Raw genomic sequence first — 26,844 nt, 5'->3', positions numbered from 1 at the left:
CCGGGTAAGCGTTAGCGCCACCCGGCACAATCCCAAAAGGACTAACGCATAATCCGGTCGTCAACGTAGTTACGTTTGTCCGGCGCGGGCGGGAAGTACTGGTACAGCCAGGTCTCGCTGATGGCATCGCCCTGACAGCGCAGGAACAGGCGCATATCAACCGGCTCGGTGGAGTCAGAGGTTGGATACCAGTCAAACAGAATGCGATACCCGTCGAACGGCTCAACGTAGAGGATCTCCACCTGCTTCGCTTCACCGCTGGACAGGGTGATCACCGGCTCAATGCCCTTCGGTGCGGCGGCCTTCAGATCGCCTCCGACGAAGTCAATGGCAAAGCGACGGGCCCACACTTTCGGGTAGTTTTCACCCGGCGCCCAGCCCTCCGGGAAGCCGCCCATACCGGTACGGGTGGCGTAGACGTTTGCCAGCGGGGAACGCACCGGTGGCTGCGCGCTCCAGTAGAGACGGTATTTGAAGTCCAGCTCATCCCCCGCCTGCACCGGTTTCTCCGGCTGCCAGAAGCAGACCACGTTATCGAGCGTCTCGCCGGTGGTCGGGATCTCCATCAGGGCAATGGAACCTTTCCCCCAGTTGTTGCGCGGCTCGACCCACAGGCTTGGTCGCTTGTTATACCAGCCCATGACGTCCTGGTAATGGGAGAAGTCACGATCAAGCTGCAACAACCCGAAGCCTTTCGGGTTTTTATCCAGGTAGGCGTTAAATTGCAGCTTTTGCGGGTTGTTCAGCGGCCGGCAGATCCACTCCCCGTTACCGCGCCACATCGCCAGGCGGTCTGAATCGTGGATCTGCGGATGAATAGTGTCACACATGCGGCGTTCGTTGTTACCGCAGCTAAACATGCTGGTCATTGGCGAGATGCCGAGCTGCTTGATGTCTTTGCGCGCATAGAGATGGTTTTCGACATCCATGATCACCTGGCTCTTCTCGCAGTGGATCACAAACTTATAGGCACCGGTAATGCTCGGGCTGTCCAGCAGCGCATAGACAGTAAAGGTGGTATCACCGGGCTTAACGGTTTCAAACCAGAAGGAGGTGAAATCCGGGAACTCTTCCGGGGTGTCGGTAAAGGTATCCACCGCCAGACCACGTGCGGAAAGGCCGTACTGGTAGGTATCATCCACCGCCCGGAAGTAGCTCGCGCCCAGGAACGAAACGATATCGCGCCGCGCCAGCTCCGGCGCTTTAAAGACGCGGAATCCGGCGAAGCCGAGGTCGCTCTGTCCTTCAAGCTGTTTGGTATCCACGCCCGTATCGCCGTAGCTGAACAGTTCAGGCCGAAAGTGAATTTCACGCGCCTGAGAGGTGGTTTTATCCAGCGAGAACATGCGCACGCGGCGGCGGAATCCCATCCCCATATGGAAGAACTGGGCGTCCAGCTGACGGCCTTCAATGTTATTCCACAGCGACTGCTTCTCATCGTACCGGATGGCGTTGTACGCCTGCGGCGTCATGGTGGCCAGCGTTTCCGGCAGCGGACGCGGCGCACCGCCCCACGGGGTTTTCGCCAGATCGTGCGCCATGGATTGCAGAACAGAGAAGTCAAAGCGACGGCTCTGACCGTCGGCAATGTCGGAGTCAGCAGCATACGCCGCCTGGGAAAACAGAGAAGCAAGGCCAGAAGTGCCGCTAAGGGCAGCCATTGCCAGGGAACCTTTGAGAAAACGTCTGCGATTCATGCCTGAGAAAACGTCCTTATGGTCGTGTGAATGCGTTTCGCCCGCAGCGAAATGACGGCAAGAAAGAACGCACAGCCTAAACAAAAACGGTTAAGAATCCAATTGTTGGCGGGTGAATATATGAACAAACCGAGAAATATTTTCTGTCGACCAGAACGGCCTGAAAGTGGTGTAAAAAACAGTAAATACACGAAATTTTTCATGCTGGATCAAGGCGGCAAGTCTGAGGATCCCCGGCAGCTTACTCAAGTAAGTGACTGGGGTGAACAGACGTACTCAACGCAGAGGCAGCCTGAAGGGTGAAGCGTATTTAAAAGAGTCCCGGCTGGACATCAACAGCCGGGACTAACGAGGCGGTTATTTTACGCTGACATCGATACCCGGGAAGTACTTATCAGCCAGTTTAGCGATCGTGCCGTCGGCACGTACTTTATCAATTGCGGCATCAAGCTGCTTTTTAGTGGCCTCATCCCCCTTACGCAGCCCGAAGCCGATCCCACTGCCGAGGATAGTGTCGTCTGACACCGGTTTGCCGATAAAGCCAAACCCTCTACCCTGCGGCTTGCTGAGGAAACCTGCCTGCCCGGCCGCTGACATGACCAGCGAGGCATCAATGCGGCCATTTAACAGATCCCCCCAGGCCATATTCTGATCTTTATAAGACACCACGGTGACACCGTGCTTTTCCCAGTGCTCTTTGGCGTAAGTTTCCTGAATTGAACCCTGAAGAACGCCGATGGTTTTTCCCTTCAGCCCCTCGGGGGTAGCCTCTACCGCAGAACCGGCTTTGCCCACCAGCTGGGAGGGAATGCGGTAGATGGGCTGAGTAAAATCAATGCTCTTGCGACGCTGTTCGGTGATGTTCATCGCCGAGTTTATGGCGTCGAACTTCTTCGCCACCAGACCGGGGATCAGCGCATCAAACGAGGTTTCTACCCAGCTGCACTTCAGCGCGGCGGCTTTACAGATGGCATTTCCCAGCTCTACGTCAAACCCTACCAGCTCTCCTGACGCATTGCGGCTTTCAAACGGCGGATATTCCGCTTCCAGCCCGTATCGCAACTCGGTAGCGGCAAACGACGAGAATGAACACAGCAGTCCCATGCCGACAGCTAACGCGCGTAATTTCATCTCAAATTCCTTAACGTGGTTTAATCCGACACAGGGCTTGTGCACCTGCCCGCAACGTCGCCTCATCTTTCGCAAAAGAGAGACGAATCAGTTTATTATCCGTGCCATCGGCATAAAACGCCGACAGCGGAATGGTGGCAACCCCGCATTCGACAATCAGCCTTTTCACCATCTCGCTGTCGCGCTCGTCGCTAAAGCCGCTGTAATCCGCCAGCAGGAAGAACGAACCGGCACTCGGAAGCAGCCTGAACGGTGAGTCGGCGAGCAAACTTTGCAGCAGATCGCGCTTGCGCTGATAAAACGCCGCCAGCGACAGCCAGGTCTGCGGATCGGTCATGTGTTCTGCAAACGCATACTGCATTGGCGTATCGGCAGAGAACATCAAAAATTGATGGACCTTACATATTTCATCCATCAGCTCCACAGGCGCCACACAATAACCCACGCGCCAGCCGGTCACGTGATAGGTTTTTCCGAAGGAAGAAATTATCACGCTGCGCTCCGCCAGCTGCGGGTGCGTCGCCATCCCGTGGTGCGGTTCGCCATCAAAAACAACGTGTTCGTACACTTCGTCAGACAAAATGATGATGTCGGTGTGGCGCGTCAGCGCTGCCAGCTGGTGCAGATCGGCGGCTGAAAACACCTGTCCGCTCGGGTTGTGCGGCGTATTGACGATGATCATCCGCGTGCGCGGGGTAATGGCCGCCCGGACTTCATCCCAGTTCACGGCAAAATCCGGTACCGTCAGCTTAATAGCAATCGGCGTCGCCCCTTGCAGACGGACAATCGGCGCATAGCTGTCAAAGGAGGGCTCGAAATAGATCACCTCATCGCCAGGATGAACCAGCCCGCTGATGGCTGAGTAAAGGCCTTCGCTGGCGCTGGCGGTCACCAGCACCTCACTCGCCGGGTCATAGCGTGTGCCATAGAGCGTGGCAATTTTGTCCGCGATGCGCTCCCTGAGCGGTTGCAGCCCGGTCATGGAGGCGTACTGGTTATGCCCTGCCTCCATGGCGCGGGTCACCCCGGAGATAAGCTTTGGGTCGCAGGAAAAATTCGGCGCACCCTGAGAAAGGTTGATGGCGTTATGCCGGGCTGAAAGCTGGCCGATAACGGTAAAAATGGTGGTTCCTACATCGGGCAATTTGGAGCGGGTCTGCACCGGCGTTTTCAAAGTCATCCTCTGTCCCTTCTCGTGGCGTATGCATAACTATTCAAACAACAACGCCATTGCCGGTACAATCGAATTGTTGTCATAATAGCCATGAAAAAAACGCATAGCTAAGGTGAGATATGTCGCGTCGTTCATTTCCGCTTAATGCCGTAGAGACGTTTATCGTGACCGCGCGTTACCTGAATCTTACCCATGCCGCGAAGGAGCTTTGTCTGACGCAGGGAGCGGTAAGCCGCAAAATCGCCTCGCTGGAAAGCTGGTTCGGCTTCCCGCTGTTCGAGCGCCATGCGCGCGGCCTGCGTCTCTCCTCACAGGGAAGCGCCCTGCTGCCGGAGCTGCAAGCTGCGTTTGAGCACCTGCTGAATGTTGCTGAACAGGCGCGAACGCACCAGACCGTAATTCGTCTTAAAGCGCCTACCTGCGCGATGCGCTGGCTGGTGCCGCGTCTGTTACAGGTGGAGCGTGAACAGCCGGAACTCCAGGTTGCGCTGACCACTACTACCGATCACTACGTCAATTTCAAAACCGAATCCTATGACGCGGCGATTGTGTTTGGAACACACATCAGCGCCGGCGATCTGCTGTTCGAAGAGGCCTTAACGCCGGTAATGAGCCCGCTGCGGATCGGGTCTGCGCTGGAAACACTTACCTTCCTTCACCCCACGCGGGACAAAACGGACTGGACGCTGTGGCTGGCGAAACAGCCGGGTCCGCCGCCAGCTATGCTCAAAAATCAACACTTCGAAACCATGGATCTGGCCATTACCGCCGCCATTCAAGGGCTGGGCATCGCCATCGTGGATGAAACGCTGGTCGAAGAGGACGTGCGCGCCGGACGGCTGATGCGGCCTTATGATACGAGCATAAGGACGGGGGCGAGCTACCGGCTGGTATTACGCGACGCACCCGGCCCGGAGAACGGGCTGGATGCGTTTCGCGCCTGTCTGCTCAGTCGAGGCTGACGTGGTGTTTCATCACCCGTTTGAAGAGGCTCATGCGTGCACGCATGAAGCGGTTTTCAAGCCGAAAACCTGCATGTTTATTCACACCAATACGTAACAACACGTCCCGCCCTTTCCGACAGGCGGGCCAGCGCATGGGCCCTGCCAGGCTATCGCGTGCCCCCGCATCCCTGGCGAAGCTCACCCAGTAGTCTGCCACCTGAGCGGCGAAGGCCAGATCGCGTTCGTTCACGTACTGGCGCGAGGGTTCCACCTGACCAAGGGTATCGAACACGTAGGGCACTTCGTTACCGTGCCAGGCGCCGTTGATGTACGTCGCGTGCTCCGCTTCGGCCACATAATCAAACCAGTATCGCCAGCACAGGCCGCCCACCCGCTGCTGCGCCTGCATCACTACGTATCCCATGGTGGTAAAGGCCATGTCTCGGCATACCTGCCTGCCAAGTTCCTCATCGCCCTTCACGCCCGGATAAAGCAGCTTTATCAGCCCCAGGCCAAAGCGCCGCTCCCGGCGGAGCTTCTGGATCTGCCCGGCAAGATCGACCCCGAACACCGACATCACGCTGGCTTCGTCGCTGTTCGACCCAATCATTACCGGTACAGGATGCTGACGGGCTGCGAAGAAGACGTCGAGCACGGCTTCAGGCAGGACGCAGTCGCCCACGATGGGCGCAGGGGCGATATTCAGCGGCGAGGTCAGCGGCCAGAACGCCTCAGGCGGGATCGCGCGAAGCTGTTCCGCGGTGGCATTGTGCAGGCCGAAATGGGCGGCAATCGCTTCGCCTTTATGCATGGCCAGCTCGCGCGGGGTGTCGGGAAGCGTGTACCCGCTTTGCACAATGGCTTTATGGAACAGTCCTCCGGCAAGCGGGGAGGTCATCAGCGACAGCACGCTGCGCGCACCGGCCGACTCGCCAAATACGGTGATATTCTCAGGATCCCCGCCGAACGCGGCAATGTTATCGCGCACCCATTCCAGGGCCTGGATCTGATCGAGCAGCGCAAAGTTATGTACCACGCGCTCTTCTTCTCCCTCCAGCGCCGGATGGGCAAAAAAGCCGAGGTGTCCTAGACGATAATTGATCGTCACCACCACCGTACCGCGCTTCGCCAGCGCCCTGCCGTTATACGGAGGCAGCCCGCCAGCGCCCAGGGTAAATCCTCCGCCGTGCAGCCAGACCATCACCGGAAGCGGATCGGCGCGAGCCACTGGCGACCAGACGTTAAGGTACAGGCAGTCTTCAGAGAACTGGCCGGGATCGCCGCCGCCCAGCGCCTGACAGCTTTCGCTGCTCTGCCAGCTGGAGGCGGAGAATGCCGTCGCCGGACGCACGCCGTTCCAGCGCGCGGGAGGACGCGGTGAACGCCAGCGCCACGGACCTACAGGCGGTGCCGCATAGGGAATGCCGCACCACACGTGGGTATCGTCTTGAGTTAAACCAATCAGTGCGCCCTGGCGCGTTTCAACCACAGGAGCAGAGGGATTTTCCATACCAACCTTCTTTTTCCATCACACCCTTGCAGAGTAACGGTTTCAGAGCAAACCGCAACGCTGTTTGCTGCGCGCTTCCGCCTCCTCGTAAAGTGAAAACTCGTCGTAAACCGTGCAGCCGAGCGCGGCTTCAAAAGCATTACGGCTGGCATTGCCATGGCTGCGCGCCTGCGTTTCATTGCCGAGATTCGACTGGAAGATCCCCGCCGCGCTGACGGGCAGAAAATCCTCGTAGGTGATGGGCTGTGCCACCACCCAGCCGCGTTCGATCAGCGGCTGCGGATCGTCACCGGGACGAAACGCGTGGCGATGCGCCTCACCTGTCGGGGTAAGACGGTAGCGGAAATAGGCCAGCCCCTGACGGCGCAGGAACATTTCACTGTCCGGGAAGGCGCTGAAGATCTCGCGCAGGTGAAGCTGGTGGGTCAGGTTGTCTTTGCCGGTCCCGGCCTGGTTTAACAGGCTGTCGTACAGCTCGCGCCCTTTCGGCGTAAGCGCCACGCCGCGCTGCTCAATCTCACCGAAACGCGCGGTATGGGTGCCCTTGTGTTCTCCCGCGAAAAGCACCGGCTCCTCCAGCGCCTTAAAGCTGGTCTGGCGCAGGAGGATCGGCACCTCGCGGCGCGGCGGGCCTTCAATCAGAATTTTCGGCTCGATGCCGTACTTCGGCATCAGTTCCTGCACCCGGTCGATATCCAGCGTGCGCGGCGTGAGATGGTTGATATGGCACCCCGGGAAACAGACCACGTCGGCAATCAGGCGATGTTCGTTACTCAACGCCAGATAGGTTTCCTGATCGACCGTCGCATGGCGATGCCAGCGAAAAGTTTCTAAGGCTTCCTGCACAAATTCGCGCGCCTGTGCCCCGGTAAAGTGTCCCTGCGCATCGTGCAGGTCGATCAGTTCCAGGCAGCGCGGGGTAAAGATGTTGCGCCGGGAGAGGATCTCCGCCGCCCTTTCGCGCAGCGCAACGTTTTCAATCAGCTCCAGCCGCAGCAGCGAAGTAAAAATGCGAAACGGATTACGGCAGAGCGCCGCATCGTCTGTCGGACGAAACGCCGTCGAGTGGACGGGAACACCCGCCTGGGAGAGATCGTAGTAGCTAACCGGGTACATGCCCATAATGGCGAAGATCCGGCGCAGGGTGGAAAGCTCCTGCGCGGTGCCAACGCGGATCGCACCGTGACGTTCAACGTTCAGGCGCGCCAGTTCGTCTGCGTTTGCCAGTTGTTCATGTAAAAGTGGGTTATTTTCCAGAACCGCCAGGTTAACGTCCGCCACCAGTTCCAGCAAGGTGCCGTACTGCGGAACTTCCTGCTGGTACATCGCCGACATAGCCTGCGAAAAGTGTTCCCGAATATCATCAGCCGTGATGGTGTTCGCCATGATGTCATGCCTCCAGTGAATACTACCTGGAGTGTAGAGAAGCCCGTTCCTTTCGTTGGGAAGAATTTACGAAGTGTGATCCAGGCAGACGAGTGATCAAAGCGTGGGCGTTTTCCAAAAACAGTTGTAACTCAAACAGATCAAATGTTAATAATATTTTGCTATCAGGTTATCAAATTCAAACATCTTAACTTGTCACCCGCGTCGCTCTGTTTTTAACATCGCCTATGGAAAAAAATGGTCTGTTCAGTCAGCGCATACGCTTGCGCCATTTGCATACTTTTGTGGCCGTCGCTCAACAGGGAACGCTGGGGCGAGCGGCTGAAACTCTTAACCTCAGTCAGCCTGCACTCTCCAAAACGCTGAACGAACTGGAACAGCTTACCGGAACCCGCCTTTTCGATCGCGGCCGTCTGGGCGCTCAGCTTACTCTCGTGGGTGAACAGTTCCTGACGCACGCCGTGAAAGTTCTCGATGCCCTCAATACCGCCGGTCAGGCGTTAAACCGTAAAGAGGAGTCTGCCAGCGACATCGTGCGCGTGGGTGCGCTGCCGACGGCGGCACTGGGCATATTGCCTGCGGCTATCGGCCAGTTCCACCGCCAGCAAAAACACGCCACGCTTCAGGTCGCGACCATGAATAACACCATGCTGCTGGCAGGCCTGAAGTCAGGGGAGCTGGATCTGGGCATTGGGCGGATGTCCGATCCGGAACTGATGAGCGGCCTTAACTACGAACTGTTGTTCCTGGAATCTCTGAAGCTGGTCGTGCGTCCGAATCATCCCCTGTTGCAGGATACCGTGACCCTGAGCCGCGTGATGGAGTGGCCGGTTGTCGTTTCACCGAAAGGAACCGTGCCGCGTCAGAATGCGGAAGCTTTACTGCACATGCAGGGCTGCACGCTGCCTTCAGGGTGTATTGAAACGCTTTCAGCGTCGCTTTCTCGCCAGCTTACGGTGGACTATGACTACGTGTGGTTTGTGCCATCCGGCGCGGTGAAGGACGATCTGCGACGCGGCGTGCTTACGGCGCTGCCGGTAACATCACCCGGCGCGGGAGAACCCATTGGGATCCTGACGCGGGTAGATGCCCCGCTCTCTGAAGGCGCCCAAACGCTGTTAAGCGCCATTCGTAAATCAATGCCTCTCTGATCCTAAACGCAGAACCCGCCGCGAGGGCGGGTCTGTCCTACTCAGAACGTTTCCCAGTTATCACCTGAAACGGCCGTCGCCGGGGTTAAAGGCGCAGGTTTCGCTGCGGTTGCAGCGGCTGTAGTCCGTCCTGCGCGCGCCCCGCTGAGACGAAACGCGCCAACGGCTTCCGTCAGACGAGCGCCCTGCTCTTCCAGCGAGGCCGCCGCCGCAGAAGCTTCTTCCACCAGCGAGGCATTTTGCTGCGTCACCTTATCCATCTCGGAGATCGCCTGGCTCACCTGAACAATGCCGCGGCTCTGCTCATCGGACGCTGCCGCAATCTCCAGCATGATATCGGTGACGCGCTTAACCGCCTCGACGATCTCATTCATGGTATTACCCGCGGCAACCACTTCCCCGGAGCCCTGATCGATAAGCGACACCGATTCGTTTATCAGGCCTTCAATCTCTTTCGCCGCGTTCGCGCTGCGGCTTGCCAGCGTGCGCACTTCGCTCGCCACAACCGCAAAGCCGCGCCCCTGTTCCCCCGCACGCGCCGCCTCAACCGCCGCGTTAAGCGCCAGAATATTGGTCTGGAACGCGATGCTGTTAATCACGGCGGTAATTTCGGAGATCTTCTTCGAACTGGTAGAAATATTCCCCATGGTTTTCACCACGCCAGAGACCATCTCCCCCCCGCGGCTTGCCTTACCGGAGGCATCTTCTGCGAGCTTACTCGCATGATGCGCATTATCGGCGTTCTGCTTCACCGTGGCGGTGAGCTGTTCCATGCTGGCCGCCGTCTGCTCGATTGCCGCCGCCTGCTGTTCGGTACGGGAAGAGAGATCGGTGTTACCCGCGGAGATCTCGCTGGTTCCACGGTAGATCTCCTCCGCCCCCTGTCGCACGGTGCCCACGGTGGTCACCAGCGCGTGCTGCATGGTTTGCAGGTCGCGCGTCAGGCGGCCAATTTCGCTGCGTCCGGTGGGTTCGTCCGACATGGTCAGATCGCCTTTTGCGATATTTTCGATACGCGTTGCGGCGCGCTGTAGCGGGTTAATCACCGTGCGGCGAAGCACCACAAAGGTGATCGCTGCCAGCGCCAGCGCCAGGCCAAACGCGCCGAACATGAACATCAGCCCCAGCCGGGTTCGGGTATGCGCCTGCGCCGTCAGCGCATTGGCGCGTTCGGTACGGATTTTTATCGCCTTCAGCAGCACCGCGTTATAGGCATCGTCCAGCGGACGCGCGGTCTCATTTTCGTGGTTAATAATGGCTTCAAACATGCCGTTTTTGGCATATTTCAGCATCGGCTGCATACCGGCGATGTAGGCGTCGTAGCGGGCTTTCAGATCGCCATCCAGCGCTTCATCAGCCGGGGTGCGAACGGTGCGCTTCATATAGGCGGCAAACCCATCCTGCGACTGCCTGATGCGGGTCTCAGCTTCAGCGATGTTTTGCTTCATCGCCTCCATCTCCGCGATACGGCTTGCCGCCCCCGCGTGGATCATGTTGATACGGGCAGTGCGTAAATGGTTGGAACTGTTTGACAGACCGGTGCGCACCTGGATTTCTGCCGTGACATCCTGCTGATCGGTATCGGCCTGAAGCAGGAAATACCCTGCCAGACCCGAGCTCAATGCAAACAGGAGAATAATGCCACCGAGAATGGAGGAAAACAGCGGAACCAGCCGGATGTGATGCAAGAAGCCCAGCTTATGCTGCGCCTGCATCGATGTTGTGTTGTCCATGACCGTCGACTCTCTTATAGGTAAGATGCGTAAAAACACGCCTGTAAATGAGTCATCGGCACGGCGGGGAATTTGATTATGCCTAAAAGCGCCGGACAGGTCACACTTTAGAAAATATCAGGGAAGAAATGCCAGCGGTAAAAACCGCTGGCAGAAGAATCAGTTGTCGCCGAAATGGATAACGGTACGAATGGATTTTCCTTCGTGCATCAAATCGAAAGCTTCGTTGATCTGCTCCAGCGGCAGGCGGTGCGTAATGAACGGGTCGAGTTGAATTTTGCCGACCATTGCGTCTTCAACCATGCCCGGCAGCTGAGTACGGCCTTTTACGCCGCCAAATGCCGACCCGCGCCATACGCGGCCTGTTACCAGCTGGAACGGACGGGTTTTGATCTCCTGACCCGCGCCAGCCACACCAATAATGATGCTCTCGCCCCAGCCCTTATGGCAGCACTCCAGCGCTGAACGCATCACGTTGACGTTGCCGATACATTCGAAGCTAAAGTCCACGCCGCCGTCGGTCAGCTCAACGATCACGTCCTGAACCGGTTTGTCATAGTCTTTCGGGTTGATGAAATCGGTCGCACCCATCTCACCTGCGAGCTTAAATTTCTCCGGATTGGTATCCACAGCAATGATACGACCGGCTTTCGCCTGTACCGCGCCCTGGATAACCGCCAGACCGATCCCGCCCAGGCCGAACACCGCCACGGTGTCACCCTCTTTCACTTTCGCCGTGTTATGCACCGCGCCGATACCGGTGGTGACACCGCAGCCGAGCAGACAGACTTTATCCAGTGGAGCCTGCGGATTAACCTTCGCCAGTGAGATCTCAGCGCACACCGTGTATTCGCTGAAGGTGCTGGTACCCATATAGTGATAAATGGGTTCACCGTTATAGGAGAAACGGGTGGTGCCGTCCGGCATAAGACCTTTGCCCTGCGTGGCACGCACGGCCTGACAGAGGTTGGTTTTACCGGATTTGCAGAACTTACACTCGCCGCACTCTGCGGTGTAGAGCGGGATCACATGGTCGCCGGGCTTCAGGCTGGTAACGCCTTCACCCACTTCGACCACCACGCCGCCCCCTTCGTGGCCGAGCACTGCCGGAAACACGCCTTCCGGATCGTCACCTGATAAGGTAAATGCATCAGTATGGCAGACGCCGGTGTGGGTAATTTTGATCAGCACTTCGCCTTTTTTTGGCGGAGCAACATCTATTTCAACGATTTTCAGCGGCTGGCCTGGGCCGAACGCGACAGCTGCGCGAGATTTCATGATGTTTTTCCCTTGTTGTGAGGTGTGTGGGTTTATTTTAGATAAGAGCGCAGTAAATGGCCGACTTCCGCCATCCGTACTGCTCGCTGATCCGGGGTGGTCTCCCCCGTCACCAGCTCATCTTTGAGGTGAATTTCAACCATTTCCCCCATCAGGCCATTGGCAGCGCCGCGCACGGCGGCGATTTGCTGCAAAATGGCGAGACAGGGATCGCCCGATTCCAGGGCGCGCTCAAGGGCATCAACCTGGCCCCGAATGCGGCGGACGCGGGTAAGAATACGTTTTTTATCTTCGGGTGAATGCGGCATACGCCCTCCTTATACTATAGGGGGGTATTGTATCGCTGGTGCGTGGTTAATGTAAACATTATGTTTTCCGTGGGTTCTGGAGAGCCATGGAAACTCATAAGATGCTATAGGGCATAAAGGGACCTGTTACTGCCCCGAAAAATCACGCTTGTGAGTGTCTCTTTCCTGCTTTATTAGAGTCAGTCTTCAATTTCAGGAACGGCGTCATCGTTCCGTGCGCTGACATCATATAATTTAAAGTGTGTATCTTTTGTTGCCCCGACCATCTGAACTCAACTATGTCACAATCCGTGAAAGCAATGTTGCAATAACTTCCGTCGGAGCGCATTTTCAAAATGCTTTTGCATACATCTAAATCCCCTTCCCCACTAAAGACTGTAGGTATGATAAGAATGAAACTTGGAATAAAATAATCTGCGAAATTTTATATTTTTTAATGCCAGGTGTTTTGTAAATAAAAAATTTTAGTGAGGACTTTTAATGAACATTTTCTTAAAATGCAGTCTGTGTGCATTATTCAAAGATAGTTTATTTTTCTGCATTCTTAGTGTTTTCGTATTAATACCTTTCAATTTTGTTAGCGATAAATACACTAAGGAGATAAGCACGATCGTTGCGGAACATATGGCCCCTCATTCTCTTGCAGCGATGCTTGTAATAGCAACATCGATTACATCTCTGGCGCTTCGATTTATCGGCAAGAAAAATCCCGCAAAAAAACTTAATAAAAATATATATACATTCATTATTTTCCCTGTTGTCAAAGCAGGGAAAGCGTATGCTTCAACAATGGTTGGCATGATGACAGGATTAGCATTAACGTTATTGTTTTCCGAAGGCATATCAAAAACACTAATGCCTTTGTTTTTCATTGCTTGTATTTCAATGTACTGGCTTATTTTGAAGCGATCATGTACGTTAGTATAAAAGGCCTGCCATCAAATGTTAGTGAAAAAGTAAAGAACGCAATATTGCTATTGATAGTATTTATAATTCCTTTAGTGTATTGGTGGATCATATAAATACGATATCAATGAATTAAAAATTCAGATGAACCTCTCTAAGAATTGCGCACAACGCTGAAACGCTAGTGCCTCGGTATGATGGGCCTTCGCGCATTTAACACTTCTCTATATGCTGGCACAAGGTGCTGGCTTAGCCGCTGTTTTTTCGCCAGCCAGAGTATAAAGATATGGAAGTGTTGTATCGCGTTTATTCGTTCTGCTTAAACGAGCGCTAAGGTGAGGAGGTGAAGTTGTATAACTGGCGGGCGGGGTTTACTCTCAACGCCCCTCCTGGCGTTGGCGAAGACCCTGTTTACGGTTTAATCCTCTCTCTACCAACCCTGTTTAGCTCGAAATGTTAAAAATCCGCACTTATATGGCACAATGTGAACAGAAATAACATTCTCGTCACCTAACATACTCGCTACAAACAATATGGTGGTGTTAATGATTGTACTCAAGAACTTTTTATTCTTCGTTGGCGCGGCGGCCGCTTGCGCACTTATCGTACTTTGTCTCTGGGTTGATATGCGGTTTGTCGGTCATGATATTCCGGAATTATCACTGACTGAAATTATGCAGGAAACGGTATTAGCGACTATCGTCTTTCTCCATTTTCGTCTGGCGAAAATGGACGAATCCATGCGTTACTGTAATATTCTGGTGGGCGGATTTTTCCTGACAATGCTAATTCGTGAACTGGACGCGCTTTTTGATCTCATTTCTCATGGGAGTTGGGTGTGGTTCGCGCTGATTACCGCTCTGCTGGCGTTAATTCGCCCCGTTATGCATTTTCGCGCGACACTGGAACAGCTGGCAAAATATACGCAATCACCCTGGTACGGCATTCTGTTGAGCGGCCTGCTGGCTATACTGGTTTTCTCCCGCCTCTTTGGGATGCAGGTACTGTGGCACGCCATCCTTGAGCATGGCTATATGCGTGTCGTGAAAAACGCCGTGGAGGAAGGTTCGGAATCGTTCGGCTATATGCTGTGCCTGGCCGCGTCACTCGGGTATTACGTTACATCTCGGGCTAACGCACGTGTGAAATAATCTCTTTGCACTGTGTAGAGAAAGACGGCGAGGGAAATATTTATCAACGACATCCTTCGAACGTCAGGGGGTCATGCCAGAAAGACATATCCTAAAAATGGGTTCCTGGATGCCGATTTCATCGAATCCACTCTCACTTCTGCAATCAGCGTCTATCCTTAGACTATCAACAAAAGGAGGCTGGAATGTCTGATCTCGACACTGATAAAAATGCACAATACGCTGGCGATAAAGCCAAAAACAAACTTGATGAATTATCCGGCTCTGCTCAGCAGCAGTTTGGTGAATTCGTTGACTCCCCTAAACACCAGGTAAAAGGTGCAGCGAAAAAATATGCTGCCCAGGCCAGCGATGCCGTCTCGGATGTTACTGAAGCCGTGAGAAACAACCCGTTAACGGGATTAATCGCAGCGGGTGCGGTAGGTATCGTTCTTGGATTACTGCTGGGCCGTAAATAATTTCAGGCCCTTCGGGGCCTTCTCTTCCTCCCTTTATAATCCACTCCCTCCCCCCCTAATTCTGATAGTTCTTATGACAAAAGCCCGATCTGTACGAAAAACTTGTACAATTTTGGTGTACAGATTTGACCTGATGGTATAAATTCACTGCCAGTGATGTTACAAAATTGTTTGTTAACGGTGGAATATTATGCGTCGTAACCATGCTCCCTCTACAGCTGAAAGCGCTATCACCTTGTATTTTAACAAGGATAACGTTCCTACACAGCAAGAAACCCTTGGTGCCATTGTCAGCGAGATCATCAAAGAGAATGTACAACTGAGCAGAATGACAATTTGTACAAAGCTGCTGCGCAGAATTGAAGAATCAACGTCTGATGCCGAGAAAGCGCACTATAACGGCCTGATAGCCCTCTTCTTCGAGCGTTAACCTGAACACTGTTTTTTACTTACTAAGTTAGTCATGCTGAGTGAGAATTGAGATCCTGGAAGCGATGACTAACCCCATGCTACAGCCTGCCGTGTGTAGCAGAGTGAGATTGAAGCTATGCATAGAACTAAATTTGAACGACTTAAGGATGACCTTATCGGTGAGGCCGTTTTATCCATATTGAAAGAGAACGGACCCATTACCTTTGCGTCTCTTGCTAACCGCCTGCGCGCGATGGCGAATGTTGAATCAAATGATGAACGTAAAAATGCATTGATTGCCGCAGAAGATGAAGTACGCCAGCGTGTTACCGGCGTATCGCACGACCGGGGAAGAGTGATAGGCGATTATGATATTGGTCGAATGCGCGCTCTCTTCACGAAAAACACGATTCTGGCTCCAGACAAGAAACACTAATTTTAACCGAAACGGTGACCACCATGAGTAAAGCGATTATGCAGCAGACGTATAATTTTGAAGCCCTGCACGATAAAGAACTGGCGGAACATTTTCTTAATGCCGGAAAGCATCTCAGTGGTGAGGTTGAAGTGTTGGGCTCGGCAATCCGCTGTATTATGCTGACCGGTGACAATCTCTCAAATAAAGAGATTATCCTGCAACTGATTCACGCCCTCGAAATTACCGAGGAGCCCGAAGCCTGCGATGTCATTCGAAACACGCTTGAAATTGTTGTCGGTTTTACTCGCGATGATATCTGAGCAATCATTAATTCAACGGTGAGTCATTGTTTTTCGCTGGTGGGCGTAAAGTTAACTCTGCGCCCACCAGCACAGTGAGGCTGTTAACTAAATAACCGTACCATCCGGTCCAACCCTTCTTCATTAACCGCTCGGGAAAGATAATATCCCGGGAAGCGCTTAACCCCTCACTGTCGCTGTATACCTGTATCGCTTTAAAAATGCCATCATCATTAAATTAATTATAGATTCCGGTCAAAGCTCATTTTCTGGCAGCTTAAGCCCACTTTTCTAAGTAAAACAAAGCGATAACAACATACCTAAAAGATACATACATGTACTCGATGACTGATTAATGCGTTAGCAATAATCACCTTACTACACTGTTGATAATTCATATCTCTCTCCTGTCCCAATTCACTTTCCTGCAAAATGCTGTAAACTGCGAGTTATTGCGACATTTTGCAGGATACGGCCCCATGCATAAAACCGCCAGACAGAAATATGTGCTTGATATCATTACTGAACAAGGCCAGGCCAGCATTACCGAGCTGGCAGAGCGATTGCAGGTTTCGGCAGACACCATCCGTCGCGATCTGACCGACCTGGAAAAACAAGGACTGGCACAAAAAAACCATGGCGGCGCCATCGCACTGAATCTCTTGACGATGACCCGTGTAAGCAGGAATAGCTTGCTCCCTGAAATTAAGCAGCGGCTGGGTAAACAGGTTGCGCAATGCGTGCCTGCGGGCTCGACGCTGTTTCTGGACGCCGGAAGCACACTGCTGGCCGTTGCCTCTTACCTTCAGGGGCCGCTGACCATCATCACCCCTTCTCTTGATATCGCCCAGCAGGTTAGCGATCGGGAAGATATTGACCTGATCCTACTCGGTGGAAAGTGGGATCAGAAACAGCGCCTGTTTGCCGGAAGCGCCACCCTTTCCCTGCTCTCTCGCTACCGGGCGGATATTGCCATCCTTGGCGCATGCGCCATCCATGCCGGGCTCGGATTGAGCGCCAGTCAGGAGGCGGATGCCGAGGTGAAGCGTGCCATGCTGGCCGCAAGCCAGGCGCACTGGGTCGTCGCCGACCATCTGAAACTCAACCAGTGCGAACCGTATCTGGTGTCAGGGTTATCCGGGATTCATCAACTGTTTTTAGATCGTCCCTGGGCAGAGCTTGGGGACCATAGCGCCTTGCAGGTTACCGTTTGCGCGCATTAACGTGGAGAAGGTCATGAATAAAGTAAAGACAATGAATATTGCGCTGATCGGGTATGGTTTTGTAGGTAAGACGTTCCATGCCCCGCTGATCCGGTCCGTCGAAGGCCTGAAGCTGGCGGTGGTCTCATCCCGGGATGAAGAGAAGGTGAAACGCGACCTGCCGGACGTCCTTGTTGTCGCCACGCCGGAAGAAGCCATTCAGCACCCGGATATCGACCTCGTGGTTATCGCCTCCCCTAACGCGACCCATGCCCCGCTGGCTACGATGGCCCTGAACGCTGGCAAGCACGTGGTGGTAGATAAGCCCTTTACGCTGGATATGCAGGAAGCGCGCGATCTGATTGCGCTTGCGCAAAAAAAACAGCTGCTGCTCTCAGTCTTTCATAACCGCCGCTGGGACAGCGATTTTCTCGGCATTAAGCACGTCATTGAGCAAGGCAGCATCGGCAAAGTAAAACACTTTGAGTCACATATCGATCGCTTCCGCCCTGAGGTTCGTGCGCGCTGGAGAGAGCAAAACGTTCCGGGCAGCGGCCTGTGGTTCGATTTAGGGCCGCACATGATTGACCAGACGTTACAGCTGTTTGGTCTGCCGCAGTCGGTACAGGGCAACATCGCCACCCTGCGTGAGGGTGCGGAGATTAACGACTGGGCGCACGTGGTGCTGAATTATCCGGAACATAAAGTGGTCCTCCATTGCAGCATGCTGGTGGCAGGTGGCGTTTCCCGCTTTACCGTTCACGGCGATAAAGCCAGCGTGCTGAAAGCGCGTATCGATCAGCAGGAAGCCCAGCTGCTGGCGGGCGTCATTCCGGGTAGCACAAGCTGGGGGGAAGACAGTGACAATATGGTGCTGTTTAATGCCCAGGGTGAAGCCAGCACTATCCCTGCGCCAAAAGGCGATCAGCGACAGTACTATATACATGTGCGCGATGCCCTGAACGGCAACATTAACAACCCGGTCCCTCCTGTGGAGGCCCTGGCGGTGATGGCGGTGCTGGAAGCGGCGGTAAAATCGTCGCAAACGGGTTCAACCCAGACGCTGGATTTAACGGCGCAGGAGCGGGCGCAACTGCAATAACTGGCGAAAAATGCCCTGCGGGTTTGCAGGGCATGGTGGGTTACTGACGCTTTTTCGGCATCATGCGCAGCAGCGTGTTGTCTTTCCAGAAATAATGGTGCATCAACGCGGCAAAGGCGTGCAAACCAATCACGAAATAACCCAGATTCGCCAGCGTCACGTGCCACTCTTTTAGGGTGTCCACCAGGTCAAAATTCCCCTCCGCGGCATGCGGCATCGTCAGGCCAAAGGCAAACCAGTCATTTCCACGGTTATACATCATCACCATGCCGATCAGCGGCAGCGCAATGAACAGCAGGTAAATGACCAGATGTCCGAGATGGGACAGCCCGGTGATCATCGCTTTTGGTTTCGGCTGAATTGGCGGAGCCGGAAATTTGAGGCGGATGAGCAGGCGCGCCACCATCAGCACCAGAATGCTAATCCCGCAGGAAACATGGATCATATTAATCAGCGGACGATCGGTTCGCGGAAACCACCCTCTGAACTCCATGGCGCAATAGGCCATAATGACTAAAAAAAAGACCAGCCAGTGAATGCAAATTTGCAGACCTGTATATTTTGTGCGCATGTAATTTCCTGATGACTGTTACGGATTGCGCCAACATACCCAGCTTCGGCAAAAAATTCATTAAAATTTTGCATGTTTCAAACGTAATGGAAAACGGCCTATTTATTAGGGCTGTACAGTAGTTTACGAGGATAGCGGGGTTATCATGCTAACTACAGATGAACTCACTTATTGCAATTCAATAAGTTACTCCTCTCTCTTCGCCTTGCATCCCCGGCGTTCGTTCCAGCAGAACGTTTGCACGCCCGCCTGCATGACTGATGAACCTTATTCAGAATATAAATAAGAGCAATAAAACAATTCAGTAAAAATTAAAAGCTGATTTTTTCTTAAAAGGTCTTTTATTTTTTATAAATTTTTTTAATGCGGGAAGTCGCTATTATGGCCACCGAACGGAAGAGGTCAGTTAAAACACTTAACCGTTCAATCGTTATGAATCTTTTTTTTACATTTAACTACATTATTCAAGGATCAAGGATGAAAAAGGCAATTCTTGCTACAGTAATCGCGTTGTGCACTACTTCCGCTTTCGCAGCTGAAACTGCTGTACTTAAAGTTAAAGGTACTCTGACAAACTCAGCTTGCACACCAGAAATCGGTAATGGTGGTGTGATTGACTATGGAAGAATTAATCTCGGTGGTTTATCTGCTACCACCAATAACGTTATTGGTGAAAAAGAAGTTCCCGTAACGATTACCTGCACAGCAGCAACGAAAGTTGGTTTTAAAGTTCAGGACGACCGTAAGGACAGCAATGCTCAGCTGCCAGTTGAAGTTCATGGTAATGCCGATATGACAGACGCTTACTACACCTATGGTGTAGGTACAACGACTGGCGGTGTTAAAATCGGTAACTATGGCCTGTGGATGAAGGATGTCACCGCAAATGGTGCAACCGTTGATGCCATCATCAAAAATGACGACTGGAGTGCTGACAAGTGGCAAAAATCTGTCGTTCCACGTAGCGACGCATTTACTACTTCAGCATTTGCGACCACTGGTACAACTGAACCACTGGCGATCACAACGGCAGGTTTTAATTTCGTTTCTAACCTGGTGATTCGTGATACCGCGACCCTGGCTATCACCGACGACACCCAGCTCGACGGTCAGGCTACTCTGTCTCTGGTATACCTGTAATCGCTGTATTTGATTCAAATCGGGCCCGTTAAGGCCCGATTTTTTTTACGCCTGTAAATACACCACCTGTGTCTGCAAATATTCATTCAGACCGTGCTTACCATCTGCCCCGCCAATACCGGATTTACGCCATCCCGCATGGAAGCCCTGCATCGCTTCAAAATTCTCGCGGTTAATATATGTTTCGCCAAATTTAAGCCCTTTAATGGCTTTCATGGCGATATTCAGATCCTGCGTATAAACGGACGAGGTTAAACCGTAGTCACTGTCATTGGCCATGTTCAGCGCCTCTTCCAGGGTGTCGAAAACCACCACGGGCAGCACCGGACCGAAGGTCTCTTCGTGCATGATGGCCATATCCTGACGAACGTCCAGCAGCAACGTTGGGGGATAAAAATATCCTTTGCCTTCTGCCGCCTTACCGCCAAGAGCCACTTTAGCCCCCTCCTGCACCGCGCGCGCCACCTTCTGCTCCACGCGCTCCAGCGCGGCGGCGTTAATCAGCGGCCCCATGGCAATATCCGTTCTTTCTGCCGGATTACCAAACTGAACGGCTTTCATTGCCTCACCCAGACGATTCACGAAACGGTCGTAGATCCCCTTCTGGACATAGACACGTTCAGCACAGTTGCATACCTGTCCGGTGTTGATAACGCGTGAATCCACAATAGCCTTCACGGCCAGCTCCAGGTCGGCATCGTCCATCACGATTGCCGGGGCTTTGCCACCCAGCTCCAGCCCCACTTTGGTGATATTTTTCGCAGCCGCAGTCATGATCTTTTCACCCGCCGCGACGCTGCCGGTCATGCTGACCATCGCCACTTTCGGGTTCCCGGCCAGCTCCTGTCCGACGGTTTCACCGCGGCCCAGCACCAGGTTAAAGACGCCTTTCGGCAGGCCAATCTCATCGACGATTTTGGCAAACGCAATGGCGTTGTTTGGGGTAAATTCGCTTGGCTTGATAACGATGGTGTTACCGGTGAGCAACGCGGGGGCGAGCTTGCGGGCAATCAGGAAGAAGGGAAAGTTCCACGGCAGAATGCCGGTGGTCACGCCGAGGGCGCGCTTAAACACCAGAATACATTCGCCCGGACGGTCGCTCTGAATGATTTCCCCCTCATAACGCCGGGCCCACTCGGCCATATAGTCGATATAGTCCGCGGTAAAGTTCACTTCTACTTCCGCCAGCTGCTGGATCTTGCCGCCTTCGGCCACGATCAGCGCGCTGATTTCACTGACGCGCTCGCGAATACCGGCGGAAATTTTGCGCAGCCAGTTGGCGCGTTCAATGGCAGGCAGCGCCTCCCAGCCAGCCTGCGCGCGCTCTGCCGCATCAATAGCTTTGCGGGCATCTGCGGCGGTACCGTCGGGAATACGGGAAATGACCTCTTCCGTGGACGGATTGATAACGTCAATCCATGTATCACCCTGCCAGGCAACAAACTGTCCATTGATATACATAGGATGTTGTACGGGTACTGTCATAGCCTGCTCCTGTAATTACACTGTTTTTAACAAGTTAAGTTATTGTTAAAAACTACAATTGCAGGAGCGATTGCCTACCCTGGGAGGCTGTTTTTGTGAGATACCTCATAAAAGAAAAGGAATATCCCGTTTTAAAAATCACATCTCGACAACATAAGATGCCCGTTTGCGAGAAAGATGGCGCAAACGGGCAGAGCATTACAGCAAAGAACGGCTAACCAGCGCGTCGGTGAGAATGACGTCGTTTCGCAGGATCTGCCATGCGGCGTCCACGTCGGCAGGGATATCGACATGAGCAATGAAATCACGTCCTGCCGGACCGTAGCCGTTGATGTCGTCCCTGAGTCGCGGAAATTCACCCAGCACCAGCGACAGGTAGCGTTCTACCGGCCATAACCCCTCGACCGGACCGCTAAACACCAGACCGTCGTCGCTGTTTTGCAGTACGGGCGTCAGGCCGGGATGACTCACCCATGCGGGCGATGCGGCCTCGTCACGGCATACACGGACGAACGTAGCCATTGTGCGACGCTGCATTGTCGGGTCCTGTACCACCAGCACCCGGGCGGCGTTCAGACCGGATTGTTTCATCAACGCCCGGCTGAAGCGGGCGTTTTCGCCGCAGTTGGTCGACTGATCCTCAACGTGAAGATGCTCAGCCGGAATGTTCCAGAATTCACGGGCGATGTCGGCAAGAATAGCCGCCTCAGCACGCCCGGTGGTGGGTATCCTGTTGTAGCGGGGGTGCTTCGCAATCGCGGCGTAGAGGAAGGTCGTCGAGTGACCGATCCCGCCGCTGATGATCAGAGGAACACCCTGTTCAGCCGCGATTTTACAGGCAGCATCAATCGCGGGGATCACCGCGTTACCCGCCAGAATCACCAGATCAACGGGCTGGTTGTCCTGATAGTCGTCCTGAGCAAGCCACGCCCCAACGGTATTCACGGCGTCGAGGGTTGTGCCAGGCAGACAGGGGAAAAGTGCCATTGTCATCGTTACCTTCTTACAGCATACAGAGCCTTCGATTATCCCCCTTTCTGGGCGTCATGCTATGGCATGAATGCTGAAAAAAACGGGCTGGGACGTTCTCAAAAAGCTCTCACATTTGATTAACATGCGAAAATCGCATTCACTTGAATTATGATTTGCGTCAGCCTTAGAATCATTAGCCCGCACACAATTCAACTTTTTGAAAGGTAAACCACGTTATGCGCCTGCCCCAACGCGACCCTTATGCTCCTCGCGAGTGGCAGCCACACGAGAAACCCGCCCTGCTGGGTTCCCCTTCCACCCCGGAACATCCAACCCCCAAACGGATCGCCTATGGCGTGGTCGGCCTGCTGGTATGTCTGACCGGGGCGCTGGGTAACGCGGTCGTCACCGCCAATCTGCAAAACCTGCAAGGCACCTTTGGCGCCTGGTCGACTGAAATCGCCTGGTTGCCTGCCGTCTATGTCATGACCAACGTCTCTATCAACCTGCTGCTGGTAAAGTTTCGCCAGCAGTACGGTTTGCGCGCCTTTACGGAAGGCTTCCTGGTGCTGTATGTGCTGGTCACCTTTTTCCACCTGTTTGTGAACGATCTCAGCTCTGCTCTGATGGTACGGGCGGCACACGGGATGGTCGCCGCCGCGCTCAGCTCGCTCGGCATTTATTACCAGATACAGGCCTGGCCCGCAAAGCACCGACTGAAGGCGCTGACCATCGGCATAACAGGCTCGTCGCTGGCGATCCCGCTGGCGCGGCTGTTCTCCACCGAGCTGTTACAGCTTGATGAGTGGCGCGGGCTGTACTTCTTCGAGCTGGGTCTGGCCCTGATCTCCCTGGCCTGCGTGATGGTGCTCAAGCTGCCGCCGGGCGATCGGCGCAAAGTCTTCGAGAAGAAAGATTTCATCACCTTCTTTTTGCTTGCGCCCGGCATGGCGCTGCTGTGCGCGGTTCTGTCGTTAGGGCGTCTGGACTGGTGGTTTGAAGCGCCGTGGATCGGCTGGGCGCTGGCCCTCTCGCTGGTGCTGATTGTCTCTGCGATCGTGTTTGAACATAACCGTAGCAACCCGCTGCTCAATACCCGTTGGCTGTCCAGCGGCAGCATCGTACGCCTGGGTCTGATTATGCTGCTGATCCGCATCGTACTGGCGGAGCAAAACACGGGCGTCATCGGCTGGCTGCAATATGTGGGCCTACAGAATGAACAGATGACCCATCTGGCGTGGGCTATTTTCGCCGGGATCGTCTGCGGTATCGTCACCAGCTGTCTGACGATTAAGCCCACTAAACTGGCCTGGCCGATAATCACCTCGCTGGCGCTGATGATCGTTGCCTCGCTGCTGGACAGCCAGTCCAACAACCTGACCCGGCCGGATCAGCTTATTTTTAGCCAGTTCCTGCTGGGCTTCGGCAGCGCTTTCTTCCTCGCGCCTGCGATGCTGGCCGCCATTGGTGGGGTGATCGCCGATCCGCGCAATCTGGTCAGCTTTTCCGTGATGTTTGGCATGAGTCAGAACCTTGGGGGCCTGCTGGGTTCCGCGATCCTCGGTACTTTCCAGACCTGGCGCGAGAAGTACCATTCCAGCCTGCTGGCTGACCAGCTCACCACCCTTAATCCGCTGGTGAACGAACGCATTCAGCTTTACACCCAGATGTATAAAAGCCTGATTGGCGACAGTTCCCTGCTGGGAACCCAGGCCATTACCCAGCTCCAGACGGTGACGGCGCTTGAGGCAAATATTCTGGCTTACAACGATACTTATCTCCTGACGGCGAGCATTGCCACTGCCACGCTGGTCTGGATTTTATGGCGCTTGCTGCGCCTGCGCATCACCGCCCGTATGGCCCTTAAGAACGCCACTGGCAACAAGCAATGACAATTTTTCAGGAGAGGTTATGAGTCAGCAGGATGCCGCCAAAGAGCAGGCCAACACCCGCAAAAATGTGCGCGTCGTTTCCATTTTCACCGCTGCGGCTATCGGCATTGTCGGGGTACTGGTGATCCTTTATGCCTGGCAGTTGCCCCCGTTCACGCGTCATGCCCAGTTTACCGATAACGCCTACGTGCGCGGCCAGACGACGTTCATCAGTCCGCAGGTAAACGGCTACATTACCGAGGTCCATGTTCAGGATTTCGAGCAGGTTAAAAAAGGCGAGCTGCTGTTGCAGATAGATGACCGCATCTATCGCCAGCGCGTCCATCAGGCCGAGGCGCAGCTGGCAATGAAAATTGCAGCCCTGAATAACAACCTGCAACAGCGCAAAAGCGCGGAAGCGGTGATTGCCAAAAACGAGGCGGCGCTGAAAAACGCCCGTGCCCAAAGTCTGAAAACCCAGGCGGATTTGAAACGCGTGAAAGAGCTGACCGCGGACGGCTCCCTTTCCATTCGCGAGCGCGATTCGGCGCTGGCCAGTGCCGCCCAGGGACGCGCCGATATCGACCAGGCGAAAGCAACGCTTGAGATGTCTCGTCAGGATTTACAAACGGTTATCGTCAATCGCGGTTCGCTGGAGGCCGACGTTGAGAATGCGAAGGCCGCGCTGGAGCTGGCGCAGATCGATCTGCAAAACACCCGCATTGTCGCGCCGCGTGACGGTCAGCTCGGGCAGATTGCGGTGCGTCTGGGGGCGTACGTCACCGCCGGGACGCACCTTACCACGCTGGTCCCGCCGCAGCACTGGGTGATCGCCAATATCAAAGAGACGCAGCTGGCGAATTTACGCGTCGGACAGCCGGTGAAATTCACCGTCGATGCCTTAAACGATAAAGCCTATCAGGGCCGCGTGGAGAGCATATCCCCGGCCACAGGCGTCGAGTTCAGCGCTATCACCCCGGATAACGCCACGGGCAACTTTGTTAAAATCGCCCAGCGCATCCCGGTACGCATTGAGGTACTCGGTGAGCCGGAGGCGTACCGGCTGCTGCGCCCTGGCATGTCGGTGCAGGTGACCATCGACACGCGGGAGACGAAACAATGACGCTTCGCCCGATAGCCGGCCTGCTGATGATGGCTATCCTGGCGGGATGCCAGTCGGTAGACGTTGAGCCCGCCAAATCGTCCCTGCACATACCGGCCCAGTGGCGCGCGACGTCGGGGCCGACCAGCCCGACAGAACAGCTCTGGTGGCGTAATTTCCACGACAGCAATCTGAACCGCTATGTGGATCAGGCGCTGAAGAATAACAGCGACGTGCTGATCGCCCGGGAGCGGATTAACGAGTACCAGGCCCGGGTGTACGCCGCCGACGGCAGCCTGTTCCCGTCGCTTGACGCGGGCGTGACCGGCACCCGCGCGCGCTCCCAGTCTGCCGCCACGGGTCTGCCGGTATACGGTTCGCTGTACAAAGGCAGCCTGACCGCCAGCTACGACGTGGATATCTGGGGCGTAAACCGCAGCACCTCCCGTGCCGCTGAAGCATCGCTTGAGGCACAAAAGGCGGCCGCCGCCGCGGCAGATCTTACCGTCGCTTCGTCGGTCGCATCCGGGTACGTCACCCTGCTGTCGCTGGATGAACAGCTTCGCGTTACGCGTTCCACGCTGAAATCACGTGAAGAGGCGTTCAACCTCGCTAAACGACAGTTTGAGACGGGATACAGCTCTCGCCTTGAACTGATGCAATCGGATTCTGAGCTTCGCGCTACCCGCGCCCAGGTTCCACTGCTTCAGCACCAGGTTGCGCAACAGGAGAATGCACTTAGCCTTCTGCTGGGCGGCAACCCGGGAGACGTTGCTCGCGGTGAAAGCTTTGATGCCCTGACGCCGCTTCAACTGCCCTCCCAGTTGCCGTCGACGTTACTGAACCGGCGTCCGGATATCGTCCAGGCTGAACGTCAGCTGATTGCGGCGGACGCGACGCTGGCGGCGTCGCGCGCCAGCCTGCTGCCGTCGATCAACCTCACGGCCACGGGATCGGTGCAGGATCGCACGCTGTCGGGATTGCTGGATAACCCGCTACAGCTCTGGAGCGTGGGCGGCAGTATTCTTGCGCCGCTGCTGAACCGTCAGGCGCTGAATGCGCAGGTAGATATCTCTCAGTCCCAGCGGAATCAGGCGCTGTATAGCTACGAAAAAACCGTGCGTAACGCGTTTGCTGAGGTGAATGACACTCTTGATGCCATCACCCGCTATCAGGAACAGCTTACCGAGCTGCTGGCACAGCAGACGGTCGCGCAGGAGACGCTGCGGATTGCGCAAAACCGCTACCGCAACGGATACTCTTCTTATCTGGATGAGCTCGATGCGCAGCGCACGCTGTTCTCGGTGCAGACCAGCGTGGTACAGGTGAAAAACAACCTGCTGCTGGCGCAAATTGATTTGTATAAAGCGCTGGGCGGCGGCTGGAGCAGTGCCTGAAGACATGCCCGGTGGCGCTGCGCTTACCGGGCCTACATTTCGCACCC

At 54.7% G+C, this 26,844-nt stretch carries 26 protein-coding genes; 14 read left to right on the top strand and 12 right to left on the bottom strand.

Translation table 11 applies throughout. The features are described from left to right. Positions 1-41: 41 nt before the first annotated feature. Complete coding sequence (locus G6Q29_RS00500; protein WP_165464100.1) at positions 42-1,697, bottom strand: glucan biosynthesis protein D; 1,656 nt, start codon at positions 1,695-1,697, stop codon at positions 42-44. 30 nt (positions 1,698-1,727) lie between these two features. On the opposite strand from G6Q29_RS00500, the gene G6Q29_RS00495 reads away from it, so the two are divergent. Next, positions 1,728-2,000: a hypothetical protein gene (locus G6Q29_RS00495; RefSeq protein ID WP_165464099.1), complete on the top strand. Its 273-nt coding sequence runs from the start codon at positions 1,728-1,730 to the stop codon at positions 1,998-2,000. A gap of 54 nt (positions 2,001-2,054) precedes the next feature. On the opposite strand, the gene G6Q29_RS00490 is transcribed toward G6Q29_RS00495, so the two are convergent. Both G6Q29_RS00490 and G6Q29_RS00485 read right to left on the bottom strand, forming a co-directional pair. After that, on the bottom strand, positions 2,055-2,828 hold the full coding sequence (locus G6Q29_RS00490; protein WP_165464098.1) for an ABC transporter substrate-binding protein: 774 nt from the start codon (positions 2,826-2,828) through the stop codon (positions 2,055-2,057). Positions 2,829-2,838: 10 nt separating this feature from the next. Next, positions 2,839-4,008, bottom strand: coding sequence for a pyridoxal phosphate-dependent aminotransferase (locus tag G6Q29_RS00485; protein ID WP_165464097.1), 1,170 nt, complete (start codon positions 4,006-4,008; stop codon positions 2,839-2,841). A 113-nt stretch (positions 4,009-4,121) separates the two neighbouring features. On the opposite strand from G6Q29_RS00485, the gene G6Q29_RS00480 reads away from it, so the two are divergent. Further along, the gene (locus G6Q29_RS00480; protein ID WP_165464096.1) at positions 4,122-4,964 is read left to right on the top strand and encodes a LysR family transcriptional regulator; all 843 of its coding nucleotides are present in this window, start codon (positions 4,122-4,124) and stop codon (positions 4,962-4,964) included. Here the strand turns inward: G6Q29_RS00480 and G6Q29_RS00475 are convergent. Together G6Q29_RS00475 and hglS are read right to left on the bottom strand one after the other, a co-directional pair. After that, complete coding sequence (locus tag G6Q29_RS00475; protein ID WP_165464095.1) at positions 4,951-6,456, bottom strand: carboxylesterase/lipase family protein; 1,506 nt, start codon at positions 6,454-6,456, stop codon at positions 4,951-4,953. The genes G6Q29_RS00480 and G6Q29_RS00475 overlap by 14 nt on opposite strands. 42 nt (positions 6,457-6,498) lie before the next feature. Beyond that, on the bottom strand, positions 6,499-7,842 hold the full coding sequence (gene hglS / locus G6Q29_RS00470; RefSeq protein WP_165464094.1) for a 2-oxoadipate dioxygenase/decarboxylase HglS: 1,344 nt from the start codon (positions 7,840-7,842) through the stop codon (positions 6,499-6,501). A 227-nt stretch (positions 7,843-8,069) separates the two neighbouring features. On the opposite strand from hglS, the gene G6Q29_RS00465 reads away from it, so the two are divergent. After that, positions 8,070-8,993 (top strand): LysR substrate-binding domain-containing protein, encoded by a 924-nt coding sequence (locus G6Q29_RS00465; RefSeq protein ID WP_165464093.1) that lies wholly within the window; start codon positions 8,070-8,072, stop codon positions 8,991-8,993. 41 nt (positions 8,994-9,034) lie between these two features. Here G6Q29_RS00465 and G6Q29_RS00460 read toward each other — a convergent pair whose 3' ends face one another. From G6Q29_RS00460 to G6Q29_RS00445, 4 genes are all read right to left on the bottom strand, one after another. After that, a complete protein-coding gene (locus tag G6Q29_RS00460; protein WP_165464092.1) occupies positions 9,035-10,726 on the bottom strand; it encodes a methyl-accepting chemotaxis protein in 1,692 nt (563 codons plus the stop codon). Between the two features lie 159 nt (positions 10,727-10,885). Next, positions 10,886-12,004 (bottom strand): S-(hydroxymethyl)glutathione dehydrogenase/class III alcohol dehydrogenase, encoded by a 1,119-nt coding sequence (locus tag G6Q29_RS00455; protein ID WP_017693450.1) that lies wholly within the window; start codon positions 12,002-12,004, stop codon positions 10,886-10,888. 32 nt (positions 12,005-12,036) lie between these two features. After that, positions 12,037-12,312 carry a metal/formaldehyde-sensitive transcriptional repressor gene (locus G6Q29_RS00450; RefSeq protein WP_003857256.1) on the bottom strand — a complete coding sequence of 92 codons (276 nt, stop codon included), beginning with the start codon at positions 12,310-12,312 and terminating at the stop codon, positions 12,037-12,039. A gap of 632 nt (positions 12,313-12,944) precedes the next feature. Beyond that, the gene (locus tag G6Q29_RS00445) at positions 12,945-13,184 is read right to left on the bottom strand and encodes a hypothetical protein (RefSeq protein ID WP_165464091.1); all 240 of its coding nucleotides are present in this window, start codon (positions 13,182-13,184) and stop codon (positions 12,945-12,947) included. A 579-nt stretch (positions 13,185-13,763) separates the two neighbouring features. On the opposite strand from G6Q29_RS00445, the gene G6Q29_RS00440 reads away from it, so the two are divergent. The 7 genes from G6Q29_RS00440 (at position 13,764) to G6Q29_RS00410 (ending at position 18,259) form a co-directional block, all read left to right on the top strand. Beyond that, entirely contained in the window at positions 13,764-14,369 is a 606-nt protein-coding gene (locus G6Q29_RS00440) for a transporter (protein WP_165464090.1), read from the top strand. Positions 14,370-14,554: 185 nt separating this feature from the next. Continuing rightward, complete coding sequence (locus tag G6Q29_RS00435) at positions 14,555-14,827, top strand: DUF883 family protein (protein WP_165464089.1); 273 nt, start codon at positions 14,555-14,557, stop codon at positions 14,825-14,827. Positions 14,828-15,017: 190 nt separating this feature from the next. Then, positions 15,018-15,257 (top strand): regulatory protein YcgZ, encoded by a 240-nt coding sequence (gene ycgZ / locus G6Q29_RS00430; protein WP_006810581.1) that lies wholly within the window; start codon positions 15,018-15,020, stop codon positions 15,255-15,257. 117 nt (positions 15,258-15,374) lie between these two features. Continuing rightward, complete coding sequence (locus G6Q29_RS00425) at positions 15,375-15,674, top strand: hypothetical protein (protein ID WP_165464088.1); 300 nt, start codon at positions 15,375-15,377, stop codon at positions 15,672-15,674. A gap of 23 nt (positions 15,675-15,697) precedes the next feature. After that, positions 15,698-15,976 carry a biofilm development regulator YmgB/AriR family protein gene (locus G6Q29_RS00420; protein WP_017384011.1) on the top strand — a complete coding sequence of 93 codons (279 nt, stop codon included), beginning with the start codon at positions 15,698-15,700 and terminating at the stop codon, positions 15,974-15,976. Between the two features lie 458 nt (positions 15,977-16,434). Next, entirely contained in the window at positions 16,435-17,178 is a 744-nt protein-coding gene (locus G6Q29_RS00415) for a DeoR/GlpR family DNA-binding transcription regulator (RefSeq protein WP_165464087.1), read from the top strand. Between the two features lie 13 nt (positions 17,179-17,191). Continuing rightward, positions 17,192-18,259, top strand: coding sequence for an oxidoreductase (locus G6Q29_RS00410; protein ID WP_165464086.1), 1,068 nt, complete (start codon positions 17,192-17,194; stop codon positions 18,257-18,259). A 40-nt stretch (positions 18,260-18,299) separates the two neighbouring features. Here the strand turns inward: G6Q29_RS00410 and cybB are convergent, their stop codons facing one another. Then, entirely contained in the window at positions 18,300-18,830 is a 531-nt protein-coding gene (gene cybB / locus G6Q29_RS00405; protein WP_165464085.1) for a cytochrome b561, read from the bottom strand. 477 nt (positions 18,831-19,307) lie between these two features. On the opposite strand from cybB, the gene G6Q29_RS00400 reads away from it, so the two are divergent. Further along, complete coding sequence (locus tag G6Q29_RS00400) at positions 19,308-19,970, top strand: DUF1120 domain-containing protein (RefSeq protein ID WP_165464084.1); 663 nt, start codon at positions 19,308-19,310, stop codon at positions 19,968-19,970. 45 nt (positions 19,971-20,015) lie between these two features. Here G6Q29_RS00400 and aldA read toward each other — a convergent pair whose 3' ends face one another. After that, positions 20,016-21,455 (bottom strand): aldehyde dehydrogenase, encoded by a 1,440-nt coding sequence (gene aldA, locus G6Q29_RS00395; protein ID WP_165464083.1) that lies wholly within the window; start codon positions 21,453-21,455, stop codon positions 20,016-20,018. Positions 21,456-21,653: 198 nt separating this feature from the next. Further along, the gene (locus G6Q29_RS00390; RefSeq protein ID WP_165464082.1) at positions 21,654-22,448 is read right to left on the bottom strand and encodes a YdcF family protein; all 795 of its coding nucleotides are present in this window, start codon (positions 22,446-22,448) and stop codon (positions 21,654-21,656) included. 215 nt (positions 22,449-22,663) lie between these two features. Here G6Q29_RS00390 and G6Q29_RS00385 point away from each other — a divergent pair, with 215 nt between their 5' ends. Genes G6Q29_RS00385 through G6Q29_RS00375 form a run of 3 tightly spaced genes read left to right on the top strand, consistent with a single transcriptional unit; the run spans position 22,664 to position 26,797 of the window. After that, positions 22,664-24,319 (top strand): MFS transporter, encoded by a 1,656-nt coding sequence (locus tag G6Q29_RS00385; RefSeq protein WP_165464081.1) that lies wholly within the window; start codon positions 22,664-22,666, stop codon positions 24,317-24,319. A gap of 19 nt (positions 24,320-24,338) precedes the next feature. Next, the gene (locus tag G6Q29_RS00380; protein WP_165464080.1) at positions 24,339-25,421 is read left to right on the top strand and encodes an HlyD family secretion protein; all 1,083 of its coding nucleotides are present in this window, start codon (positions 24,339-24,341) and stop codon (positions 25,419-25,421) included. Beyond that, positions 25,418-26,797, top strand: coding sequence for an efflux transporter outer membrane subunit (locus tag G6Q29_RS00375; protein WP_165464079.1), 1,380 nt, complete (start codon positions 25,418-25,420; stop codon positions 26,795-26,797). Before G6Q29_RS00380 ends, G6Q29_RS00375 begins: the two co-directional genes overlap by 4 nt. Positions 26,798-26,844: the final 47 nt, after the last annotated feature.

This window comes from Enterobacter cloacae (genome assembly GCF_011078175.1).
GTDB lineage: Bacteria > Pseudomonadota > Gammaproteobacteria > Enterobacterales > Enterobacteriaceae > Enterobacter > Enterobacter cloacae_Q.
This window is presented reverse-complemented; position numbering and strand designations above follow the sequence as displayed.